This window comes from Deltaproteobacteria bacterium (genome assembly GCA_018668695.1).
In the GTDB taxonomy this organism is placed as follows: Bacteria; Myxococcota; XYA12-FULL-58-9; order XYA12-FULL-58-9; family JABJBS01; genus JABJBS01.
Genome location: JABJBS010000054.1, coordinates 1 through 9,635, shown reverse-complemented (window position 1 = coordinate 9,635; position 9,635 = coordinate 1). Strand labels below are relative to the sequence as shown.

General features: G+C 49.4%; 8 protein-coding genes. 3 read left to right on the top strand and 5 right to left on the bottom strand.

Annotated elements, in window-relative coordinates; all coding sequences use genetic code 11:
- Both HOK28_02735 and HOK28_02730 read left to right on the top strand, forming a co-directional pair.
- A partial coding sequence (locus HOK28_02735) for an FHA domain-containing protein (protein MBT6431979.1) occupies window positions 1-346 on the top strand: 346 nt, incomplete at its 5' end.
- A gap of 599 nt (window positions 347-945) precedes the next feature.
- Window positions 946-1,800, top strand: coding sequence for a hypothetical protein (locus HOK28_02730; protein ID MBT6431978.1), 855 nt, complete (start codon window positions 946-948; stop codon window positions 1,798-1,800).
- Here the strand turns inward: HOK28_02730 and HOK28_02725 are convergent.
- The gene (locus HOK28_02725) at window positions 1,765-3,855 is read right to left on the bottom strand and encodes a sensor histidine kinase (protein MBT6431977.1); all 2,091 of its coding nucleotides are present in this window, start codon (window positions 3,853-3,855) and stop codon (window positions 1,765-1,767) included. The two genes, HOK28_02730 and HOK28_02725, sit on opposite strands and share 36 nt — an antisense overlap.
- Window positions 3,856-4,137: 282 nt before the next feature.
- On the opposite strand from HOK28_02725, the gene HOK28_02720 reads away from it, so the two are divergent.
- A complete protein-coding gene (locus HOK28_02720; GenBank protein MBT6431976.1) occupies window positions 4,138-6,168 on the top strand; it encodes a hypothetical protein in 2,031 nt (676 codons plus the stop codon).
- Between the two features lie 162 nt (window positions 6,169-6,330).
- On the opposite strand, the gene HOK28_02715 is transcribed toward HOK28_02720, so the two are convergent.
- From HOK28_02715 to dctP, 4 genes are all read right to left on the bottom strand, one after another.
- Window positions 6,331-7,611 (bottom strand): adenylate/guanylate cyclase domain-containing protein, encoded by a 1,281-nt coding sequence (locus tag HOK28_02715; protein MBT6431975.1) that lies wholly within the window; start codon window positions 7,609-7,611, stop codon window positions 6,331-6,333.
- A 273-nt stretch (window positions 7,612-7,884) separates the two neighbouring features.
- Window positions 7,885-8,334, bottom strand: a complete 450-nt coding sequence (locus HOK28_02710) for a hypothetical protein (protein MBT6431974.1) — start codon at window positions 8,332-8,334, stop codon at window positions 7,885-7,887.
- A 504-nt stretch (window positions 8,335-8,838) separates the two neighbouring features.
- The gene (locus tag HOK28_02705; protein ID MBT6431973.1) at window positions 8,839-8,982 is read right to left on the bottom strand and encodes a hypothetical protein; all 144 of its coding nucleotides are present in this window, start codon (window positions 8,980-8,982) and stop codon (window positions 8,839-8,841) included.
- A gap of 71 nt (window positions 8,983-9,053) precedes the next feature.
- The coding region (gene dctP / locus HOK28_02700) for a TRAP transporter substrate-binding protein DctP (GenBank protein MBT6431972.1) at window positions 9,054-9,635 on the bottom strand (582 nt) is incomplete at its 5' end.

Below are 9,635 nucleotides of genomic sequence, written 5' to 3'. Positions count from 1 at the left end.
TAACCCGATGCCGTCCGAACCTGAATCAGCCGCGCAAGCACACGTCGCACCCACAACTGCGACCTTCCTAAAAGTATCGGGAATCAACACGGTGACCAAGACCTATGAGCTTGATAAGTGCGAGCTGACCATCGGCAAAAGCTCGCGTAACGACATCGTCATACGAAGAGCCGGCATCTCTCGTAAGCATGCGCAATTAACCTTTAAAGGCGATGGTAACTATACAATCCAAGACCTATCCGGAAACGGTTTGAGCCTAAACGGAGCCCAAACCGAGAGTGCGACCATTGTCCATGGCGACATCGTTTCACTTGCGAACGTGGATTTGGAACTGGTGGTCAATTGAATTGAGTCCGATACCCCCCCCACTCTCCCGGGGTGCCGCTTGCATTGTTCAGGTGGTGTCTCCGGGTAGAGGACTTTCCATCTTCCAGTCCGAGAATAAAAGTGGTCTGTTTCTTGTCCTGCAAAATTTAATCTCATTTCGAAACCGAGATGGGTCTTCAAGGCTACACAAGTTCGGCCGGATTCTCGAGAAATTTAAACCTTGTGAAATCCTCGGAAGAGCAACACCAATTTGTCTCCCTGGGGCTCATCCACCGTTTCCATCGCAATGTTGTCAACGAACACGAACTTCTATTCTCGATACAGTAAACGGTGTAGTCAGCCACCTCACGAGTTCCAGGACAATGTAAAATCTCTCGCCATACGGGAGGGATTCTTATGTCGTAGAGCATTTCCCAGCCAAAAATTACGTCGACTCCTTCCAGCGGCCATTGCGAGCTGAGTTAATCGGGCCAATGTCATCGACATTTTACTAGCTCTAAGAATGAGTCTGACGTTCTATGCACGCTCAGCTTATGAGAGCGATATTCGCGGATTTATCGCTGACTTCTATGGCGACGAACACTGGACACCATTACCCAACTACGATAGCGCTGGCCCATGACCACACGTGCAGGAATCAAGTATCGGCGGCCTGGAGCCCCCTTTTGGCCCACCTCGCGCCAACTATTGGTCGGCTTCATATCGACTATTGGCCAACAACTCACCCCGGTAAGCACGCTACTTACCGCAAGCCGTCTCTTTGGTTTCTCAGAAAACCAAACACGGGTAGCACTGAGTCGCCTGGTCAATAAAGGCACATTTGAGCGGGTAGAAAATCTTGGCTACCGGCTTGCAAACCAGTCCCACCCGATTCAACAGCTGGCTCTTTCATGGCGCGAGATTCCCAATGTATCTCAGCGATGGTCACTTAATTGGTACGGAGTCTTAACAGCAGAATTTCCGCGTTCAGACCGTAGAGCCGCTCGGCACCGCAACCGAGCGCTTCGGTATCTCGGGTACAAAATATTCAAGAACGGGCTCGCAATTCGACCGGCAAATATCAAGCGGGATCTTGAAGGGGCGCGAGAACAACTCGTCTCGTTTGGACTGGAAGCTGAGGCTTCTGTTTTTGAAATATCGAGCCTTGGTGCACAAGACCACAAATATGCTCTGGAGCTATGGGACTCTGCGTCTATCGAAAAACATTATCGGCATCTGGCTCAAGAGATCGAGACAAGTTTTCCACGTCTAAAGAACCTCGATATCAAGGAGGCCCTGATAGAAAACCATGTACTCGGCGGGGTTGTTATTCGCCATCTCCTTCTAGATCCCCTGCTTCCAGATGAAATGTGCGACTCCAAATTACGAAACCGGCTCATCAAGCTACTGGATAAGTACGAGCACCATGGTCGTAAACGTTGGGTTCAGTATCTTGGTTCAGTTGGTGCAACCAACCCCTTTGCCAGAGTCTAGCGGAAACTCTACAGAGAAAGTACTGCCACAACCAGGCTCTGATTCGACTTCAATCTGCGTGCCGTGTGTCGTTGCAATCTGCCGAGCTATTGATAGCCCAAGGCCAACCCCCGGATGACTGCGGGTGTGTCCGCTGTCGACCTGACGGAAGCTCTCAAAGATGGTTTCGAAATCGGCTTCCGCAATACCAGGTCCTTCGTCTCGAACCGAAATCCGAATCGCCTGGCCGTTACGAACGTAGGCTATCCGAAGATACAAGTCTGCATTCCGTTTGCTGAACTCGACAGCATTCTCAATAAGCTTTCGTAGAAGAAGAGCTACCTGATCTCGGTCCACATCAATAGACGCCGGGTTGTCGGGTAAATGAATCTCGATACGAATGCCCTTTGCAATCGCAGGGGATGTAAATTCATCAGCTACTTCCTCGAGAATGGCACCCGCAACAACGATACGCTGCATTAAGGCAGCAGTTCCAGACTGTAATTTTGCGAACTCAAGAATACCAGACAGAGTCTTAGCCAGGTGGGTACTCGATTGAGACATGCGGGACAAAAGTGCAAGAAGGTCCTCTGGATCCACGGAGGTCTGAAGAGATTTATGCGGAACCAGTTTTCCCTCACATTCCGGACAAGTAAGCTCTTGAGTACCATCAACCTCCTCTTCGTCATCGGTCTGAAAACTCAGATCACAAGCAGCGCAAAACCAAGCGCAAACTACCGTGAGGCTCGAGAGTACTGCACTGGGCACATTGATGAGTGCATTGAGTGGTGTACGAAGTTCATGGGAGAGGTTGGCCAGAATCTCCCCTTTGAGCCGGTCCGCCGATTGCGCCTGGTCAAGAGCAACCACTAACTTTTTCGAGAGGGTCTCAGATTCTTCGTGTAATACCTTAAGTTTTCGAACCAATGCTAACGAAAGAAAAATAACCACGAACGCGGTGCCTATTTGGGGTCCATTAATCGTTAGAACGTTAACGGGAAGCACACCCAAATTACCCAATGCCAACGAGCACGTACCCAATGCGAAGCTCGCCCAGCCAAGGGTGTAATAGGCCGCCTCCGTATTCCCCTGTCTCCAGCGAACCACTCCGGCACTCAAGCAAGCGGGGGTCAATAAGACTACGAGAATCGTTACTGCGGGCACAACCAAGGCGTAGGGCACCAGAAACGCCAGCCCTGCAACTGCAGCCGATAGCAAAGCTATCAACGAAAGATAACGAAAATGCCGCCTTGCATATTGGCGAAGGTCAAGAAAGGTGTTCGCAAAAAGGGCGGCAAACACCTGTCCCATGGCGATGGAAAAGATCACGTATTTCTCAGCCCACCATGGCATCGTCGGCCAGAGGTATTGATAGCTAAAGCCACTCAGCGCCGCTTGAAAGCCCGCGCAACCCACGACAAAGAATACGTAGTAGAGATAAACCGTCTCTCGGAGGCTAATATAGACAAACAGGTTGTACAGAGCCATCACCAAGATGAGACCAAAATAGAAACCATGGATAATAACTTCGGTGGCGTCTCGCTGAAAAAATGATTGCTCGGACGACAACCTGATGGGTACCCGCATGGAGCTACTGGTCCGAACCCGAACCAGGACACTGAGGATTTCGCTGCCTTGTAGAGTGATCGGAACCACAAAGTTGCGATGCTCGATCAGTCTTTTCGAAAACGCCAACTTATCACCCAGGTGATAATGCGTCTGCTCTGAAACTTGAGGAAAGAGGTAAATATCAATATCGTCTAAATGCGGGTAACCAATTTCCAAGAATTGCTGTAGAGACCTGGTCTCGGGATTCTGCAGAGAAAAAGAGAACCAGTAGACTGATTGGGTAAACCCATAGTTCGGCGTCTCATCGTGGACCGGGGTAAACCTGCCCATTACCTCCGGTGTATGAATGTCCTCCACACTCAGAGTACCATCCGTGTCCTCCAGAAATTCCAGATGGAGCCCGAGTGATTGTTCACCGAAGGCATCCTTAACAATAACTGGCTCTGCGGCAAATGAAACCGACCCGATCATCAGCAACAGGACACTGAACCCCAAGATACGAAGCATTCTTAACCTCATTCGAACCAAAATCTGAAATCCAATCCGGCCTTCACAGGAGTTTATTGGTTGATCCCTGGTTATTCTTCCCAAGCAAGCTATTTGATTCCAACTACTCCTGTCCGATGGTGCCCTACACTGGCAAGACATAGCAATTTCAAGAACCGACAATCTTTGACGGGTGATTCACTCGAAGTCATTTTTGTACCATACTAGTAAGGTACTTCCGGTGTGTACAACCTTAAGTTTAATTAATCACCGTGCAATTTACCTTCTCTGGAGTGGACCAACATGGGCTTCCAACAAATGGCTGGTTTTTGTTGCGGGATGTTTCTTGCGCTGACAATGATCCCACAAACTGCCCACGCTCTTGAAGCTTTAGTGGTTCAGCAAAACCAAAGCAGGATTGAGCTTGGGTTGCACCTCGAATATCTCGAAGACAAAGAGGGCCAACTTACACTTGAGAATGTGCGGGCTGAAGGGGTGCAATCTCAATGGAAAACCAATCTTAAAGCGACTCCGAATTTTGGATATTCTTCTTCTTCTTTTTGGCTGAGGGGAATCATGCAAGCACCTTCTGAAACGAAGCTATCGCGAGTATTGCAACTTGCTTATGCCGTTTTGGATGATGTTCGATTTTATAGTCTGCTGGATGGGGAAATCGTTCACAAAGTCCAAACCGGAGATGTTTACCTCTTTGAACAACGGCCCGTCTGGAATCGAAATTTTCTGTTTCCGATTGAGATTGGCGCCGGGGAAACCATTGAATTCTATTTTAGGATTAAGTCCACTTCCTCAGTGCAGACCCCGTTAATTCTATGGCAAGACAAGGCGTTCGCTCGGGCAGAGCAGACGGCCATTTATAGCCAGGCCATGTATTACGGAATTATCCTGGTGATGGCTGTGTTCAACTTTTTCCTTTTTCTTAGCATTCGCGAGAAAACCTACCTCTATTATGTAATCTATGTGTCGTTAACGGGCTTGTGGTTTGCCAGTTTGAAAGGGGTTGCGTTTCAGTACTTATGGCCAGATGCCATTGTCTGGAATGGCTTAAGCCTCTATGTTCTCGGCCCGACCTTATTCGCTTCCTTGACATTATTTACCTACGATTTTCTTCACCTTAATGAAACAAGTGAGACTGGCCGAAAAATATGTGTGGGTTTATTTGTAGCGAATTGCGTCGCTGCAATACTTCCTTTGTTCTGCCCCATGGCAATTGTTGTACCTCTGAATATTCTGATTGTTATCTCTACGGTTAGCTTCTGTTTAATCATAGGGTCTATCCTATGGGCTCAAGGGCAAAAACCTGCTCGATACTTTACCATTGCATTCGCAGCATTTCTTCTCGGCACAGTTACCTTTCTACTAAACAAGATTGGGGTTTTGCCAAGGTCCACCATCACTGAAAATGCAATCATCATTGGTTCTGCTTTAGAGGTCACCCTCCTCTCCATGGCCTTAGGTGCACGCATCCAGTTTATGAAGGGGCAGAAGAACAAGGCGGTTCTAGAAGCCAGGCAAGCTCATATTCACCTCATCCAAACAGAAAAACTCGCCTCGTTGGGACAGCTGATTGCCAGTATTGGGCACGAGATTTCTAACCCGCTCAGCACCCTTAAGATGTCCAGCCATCTCATTCAAGAAGGCTTCACCGACCTTCGAAACGTCTTCTATTCCCTTTTTGATGATAGTCCGGAAGCGCAGGCGGTCCTTAAAAGACTTAGTTACAAACTCGATGAAATTTCCGCCCGTGTTTATGACCAGGACGTCGCCACCACACGCCTTACGGACATCAGCAACGCGCTACGCTCTCAGGCTCGCACTGATCTCCAAGAGAGCGATTCGCTCAACGTGAATGATATTATTCGGGAGTCCCTTATTATTGTTAGCGGTAAAACCAAAGTATTTGAAGTCAACGATAGCCTGGGAGAAATCCCCTTGATTACCGGCCATCGAAGCCAGCTTGGACAGGTGGTGACCAACCTGCTTTCTAATGCTGCAGACGCTTTGGAGGAAAGGCGGGTCGCCAGGTTGGAGAAGGGAGAAAGGTTTACCGGTAGAATTCAGATCGCGACTTACACGCGACAAAATGGCAAAAGCAGCGAGGCCTGCATCGTAATCGCGGATAACGGCAATGGAGTACCAGTGGATATCCAAACGAAGATTTTCGATGCATTCTTTACAACCAAAGAATCAGGATCGGGAACGGGGCTTGGCTTGTCCATGAGCGCGGATATCATCCAAGCCCACGGTGGGCACCTGGCAGTCACAGACGACGATGATTTAGGAGGCGCCAGGTTTGAAATCCACCTGCCGACGTAACCTAAATCTAAATATGCAGGGACTTGTGTATGTTGATGCGCCAACCTTTTTTGCAATGATTTCAGAGTAGCTGGCTGGAATTTGTATCTGCTCACATTCCTACTGAGTCATTTCACAAACATGGGACAAGACTCGTAATAAACTTGTTCCGTGATGCTCCTCTCATTTGAATGCAGCCATTTCTGAGCCTGGTTCACTGCCCTGCCGAAGCCAATAGGTTACCATCTGACCGCGACCCTTCACTTCAAGTACACCGCGCTTTTCGAAGGTATAAACACCCGAGAGCAACTCATACACTGCTTCGGTAACCTGAATCTGACCACGACTGCCCTGGCTTTCCATCCGGCTTGCCAGATTTACGGTGTCACCCCAAAGGTCGTAAATGAATTTCTTAGAGCCAATTACACCAGCAACCACCGGACCCGTATGAATCCCGATTCTCAGCCCAATTTCCAGACCGGTACGGTTGCGATACCCTGTCATCCATTCCATCATATCTATACCCATGGCCACCACCGCTTTAACGTGGCCATCAGAGCGGTCTGGAATACCACCCGCAACCATGTAGGCGTCGCCAATCGTTTTTATCTTTTCGAGAGAGTGCTTCTCCGCCATGCCGTCGAAGGCTGAAAAAATATCATTGAGGATTTTCACCAGCTTTTGGGGCGGCGTACCTGAAGCCATGGGGGTGAATGCCACGATATCCGCAAACAAAACCGTCACCTCGTCGAAAGCATCGGCTATCGATTCCCCTCGCTTCAATCGAGTGGCCACCGAGCCCGGCAAAATATTAAGAAGCAGCTCCTCCGACCGCTCATGTTCACGGCGCAAAGCCGCACGCGCCTCGTCCAGTATGACCAGATAGCGCCGCATAACCAGAAAGATAAAAAGTGTTGTGAGCACGATGCACGAAAGGCGAATAATATCCGCATCCAGACCCGTGCGCAGAGAAATTCCCGGCTCTGGTATCATACCCAACTCGATGACGCAGACTCCCACCATCGCAATGCCCATATAGAACCACTTCCACGCCAAGTGCCCGTCTCGAAATAGGATTGCCGGAATCACTCCCATACAAATGAGAAAAAAATGCGCACCTGGCCGAGTGCCTAGGACCAGAACGGTGAGGCACACGATATGAATGAGCCCGGTCCACACCAGAATATGGCGAACACCGAGGCCACAGGGTCGACACAAAATAGAGGCGCAGAGTAGATAGAACAAACACGCAAGGCCGTTGATCGCTGCCCCCGGGTAAACTTCCAATATCAGGTCCAAAATGCAGTAGCCACCGGACACGATCACTGCCAACATCGCTGCATAAGATGTGGTTCGGCGTCGGCGCTCCTCGATTTCAGTATCGGTTGGAACACAGGTGGTCGACCTTGCCCAATGACACCCATTTTCGGAGAAAGTCACCGCAGATTTTTCGGTCTGATTCATGTAAAGTACTCTAGCATGAGGCTCTACCGTCTCAAACCGGGTAACTCACTCTCCGCTATCACTGTGACTCCAATCGGTTGGAAGCGCTTGGAGAGATGATGGGCTCACTTTAGGGCCGAACATTAATTCGAGTCATCTGAAACAGGGTCCAATTGGCCTAGACTTAGTCCCTGCCTCCTTAACCGACACCCCTCGAAACCGATATCTCAATCGACTGCTTCTAGAATTTGGTCACCAAATCTATCTATAAATTGCAACGGGGAAAATTAGAATTTAATTCGATTTTACCCACTCTCGGCTTTCGGCCGGGGTTGCTTGAACTGACACCACTTCTTTGGTGTGAGGATTGAACTTGAACCGGGTTCCCCACAAATTCCCTTTGAGAGTCTCTCCCTCTTGTTTTAACTTCAGCCGCACCATCACCTGTCCTTCCACGGACTTCGCCTGGACCTTGTTAAAACCAAGTGCGAGCAGGTGTTGTTTTCCAAAGTCTCGACGCGCCAAGACGAGCACGCCAAACCAAACTGTTCCCCGATAGCGCTGGGTCCCTCCTGGAACTTTGCAATGACCCCAAACCCACGGACCCAATTGCATGAGCTCTATCAGTCTCTCTCGGTCACGCCATTGGCCCGCGGCGGGAAAAAGAAAGCCTCCCACCAGCCATACGCATGCGGCGATACCGCCCCCAACCCAAATCAGCCATACCAAATCAAACTGGCCCATGGGTCAGCGTCTCCTAGTGCCTGAAAACAAGAAACAAATTAATCGCGAATGTGTATAGACACAAATCAACGCTGGCTAACCTGAAAGCAAGACCCATCGTAGCTGGCGCGTCAACATACACACATTCCTTCAGAATTAATTCTTGAGGACAGTGGCTCAATAAAAAACGCGGCGAAAATAGAAAACAAATTATCTTTTGGTGGCCTCAAAAACATAGGTTGCCAAATCCTTGATCTGTTCGGCGCTGAGTGTTTGTTCAAAGGGAGGCATGGCCCCCACTAGGTACCGCAAGATTCATGCATAAACTGAAGAGATGTCTGAAACTTCTCCTTCTCAAGCACGCACGATAGATTTACGGAGCGCCAACATGGTGGGGGTAGGAGCCATCGTAGGCGGACGCACTTTCGTTTTGACCTGAGAGAGATAGAGAAATTCAGCGCCGTACCCAGCTAACCAGCGCTCGCAACCAAACTCGGTTGCCACGGTTCGCCATCAATCGTCAGATCAATCTCCGGCGGTAACTTCGGCGGTGTCTATATAAAAGCCATCACCACATTCAGCTAATCGGCAAGTGCCATTTTCACCATCGGGGCAAGCATCTTTGAGCACGCCGTTGCCATCGTCGCAGGCTTCGGTAGCGGCTTGCACATTACCTCCGCAGTGAGAGGCATAACCTGTGCAGGCTGTGTGTCTGCACTCATTCCTGCTTAATTAGATTTTCACTTACTCTTGAAAGCAGCTTTCCCTTTCTCAATGGCCTTAAGAAGTAAAGTGGCACCTGGAGTTGCTTTGCCCTCGTAAGCACGTCGTACCTTTTCAGCCGTCTTCGCAAATTGCTGGCGCTCGACGGGGGTTAGTTCGTAGACCTTAATGCCAAAGCTACGAAAATTCTCGATCAGTTCAGGTTGAATCTTCCGCACGCCTGCCCGACCTTCCAAAGCTCCCTTATGGGATCGCCCCCTAAGAATTTTTTTATGTTCAGGTGTTTGCTGATCGAACCAGGATTTGCCAAATGCTAGCACGCCAGGCTGATACAGGTGTTGGGTGAGCGTGAAATGGGTAATATAAGTTTGCCAGCCCGCGGCAAATACAAAGAGGGGAGTATTCCCGTAAGCTACTATTTTACCAGACTCCAATGCATCTACCACATCACTCGTCCAAAGCTCTACGGGAATCGCGCCGAACGTGGACCACGTCAACGGGTGAATAATAGAAGGTTGTGAACGAATAGTCAGGTCCTTCAGGTCTCCCGGAGATTTGATGAACTTGCCCTTGGTGCCTATCCCGTGCCACCCATTCTC